Source organism: Aquabacterium sp. (assembly GCF_004297345.1).
Classification (GTDB): domain Bacteria; phylum Pseudomonadota; class Gammaproteobacteria; order Burkholderiales; family Burkholderiaceae_C; genus Aquabacterium.
Genome location: NZ_SCTN01000617.1, coordinates 1 through 1831, shown reverse-complemented (window position 1 = coordinate 1831; position 1831 = coordinate 1). Strand labels below are relative to the sequence as shown.

General features: G+C 51.4%; 3 protein-coding genes and 1 pseudogene. All 4 read right to left on the bottom strand.

Features of this window, described 5'->3' with window-relative positions; translation table 11 throughout:
• Positions 1–349 (bottom strand): hypothetical protein (locus EPO09_RS22165; protein ID WP_290646796.1); only part of this gene is annotated, 349 nt, incomplete at its 3' end.
• Positions 350–413: 64 nt separating this feature from the next.
• Positions 414–701 (bottom strand): helix-turn-helix domain-containing protein, encoded by a 288-nt coding sequence (locus EPO09_RS22160; protein WP_290646794.1) that lies wholly within the window; start codon positions 699–701, stop codon positions 414–416.
• 2 nt (positions 702–703) lie between these two features.
• Positions 704–1036, bottom strand: coding sequence for a type II toxin-antitoxin system RelE/ParE family toxin (locus tag EPO09_RS22155; protein WP_290646792.1), 333 nt, complete (start codon positions 1034–1036; stop codon positions 704–706).
• 545 nt (positions 1037–1581) lie between these two features.
• Positions 1582–1831: pseudogene (locus EPO09_RS22150) on the bottom strand (hypothetical protein); the annotation flags it as partial.

Genomic DNA, 1831 nt, shown 5'->3' with positions numbered 1-1831 from the left:
CTCGTTTTAGAAGAGCGAACGATGTAAAGCCGGAAGCCACACACAGTAACCAAAACACCCATGCTTGTGACGACCATACGCCTGCTTCAATGGCAAACGCCGATAATGCAAAGCTTAGCCGTAATGTAATTTGACCCCAAAACCAAGCTGTCTTCCACGGAGGTGGCACTGAACCGTCCGAATTGCCCCAGCCACCTGGTAGGTCGTCGTCAGCGGTGATGAGCGTGCCCGCCAAAGGCCAACCTACAAAAACTGCTAGCGCTGTGAAACCAAGCGGCAGATGCAAGAACAAGTAAAGCCCCAGCGTCAGGGCAACCATAAATGCTAGATATGGCAATTGTGCTCGCATAGCAGCTAACGCTTGCGCTCAAGCGCGTGAGTTTCGCACGTCGCTTGCAGCGCATTGTTGGGTTTCATGCCGACAGGGCCGACAACACTGCTTTAGGTTGTTTTGATACGACATGCAGTAAGACACGAGCGGGGCCGTGCGGTTCGCGGTCGCCGCGCTCCCAGTGACGCAGGGTGCCAACACTAATGCCAAACGACGAGGCAAACTCGGTTTGAGTCATGCCCACCTTGGCACGAATGGCTTTTACATCTATCGCCTGCGGATAATGCATACGTACCTTAACTTGCTTGCCTTTGGCGTGCGCAAGGGCCTCGGTTAAACCAGCTTTGATACTCTTAAATGCTTTGCTCATGATTAGATTCTCGATGCTTGAATTAGTAGCTTAACCAGCTTGGAAAGAGCATTGGCCTCTGCTTTGGTCAGATTGGCCTTCTCATTCTTTCCAAAGACAGTCAACAGATACAAAGGAAGACGTTCACTATGGAAGTAGTAAATGATGCGGACACCACCGCTCTTACCCATACCCTCACGAGCCCACCGTAGCTTGCGAACGCCACCAGTACCAGCAATAAGCGCACCCGCCAAAGGGTGCTCGGCCAAATAACTAATGAGGGTTTGAACTTCGTCTTCGCGTAGCAGACGGCTAGCATTGCGACTGAACTCAGGCATCTCCGCGATGGTTTGCATGCGCGGCATCATAATCCAATGGATTAGTTAATGCTAGAACAGAAAAACATCAACGCGTTACATTCCTGTGAAACCCAACTAGAAATAGAGGCCATTTTTAGGGGCCCTAAATGTCCCTTTACAAAGGGACTTAAATACGTATATCGACACTACTGACTCCTGCTTTCCTTTGACCGACAAACACTTGCGTCCTTTGTAGTCGATGATAAAAGAAAAAGCAAAAGGGACTTAGGGACTGCCGCGTTCCGAACCGACGGCCTATTGACCATGATTGACCCATCCGGGCCGATCACGGGCCACCCGTGTCGTATGGGTCGCTCCGAAATTGCAGGTCGGGTTTTATATCCGGCATCGCTGTCGCGTATAAGACACGACCGGCAAGACAACATCGATGGCATCGACTTTCCGAGTGTGACGCCCAGAATCGGCAGGCGAGTGAATCGATGCTGCATAACCCAATCTCGGCGCATGCGTCGGCAGGATGCCCACGCATTGCTACCGGTTTCGGCTCGGGCTGTGTGTTATTTACGGGGTTATTTATGGGATCAATAGCGGCCAGAGTCGCTGCCGGCGTGCCGCAATTGTAATGTTAGGCTCTCGATCTTGCTTTCAAGTTCCTGCATGCGGCGATTGGCCAGATGAGCCAATCGCCATTTCTCGGTAAGGGCATTAGCAAGTTGCAGCACTTCGATATTGTCGAAAGGCTTTTTCAGAATCAGCAGCCGGTGCGAGCGTCCTAGTTTCTGGAGAATCTCTTCCCACGAATAGTCGGAGTAAGCAGTGCAGATGACAACC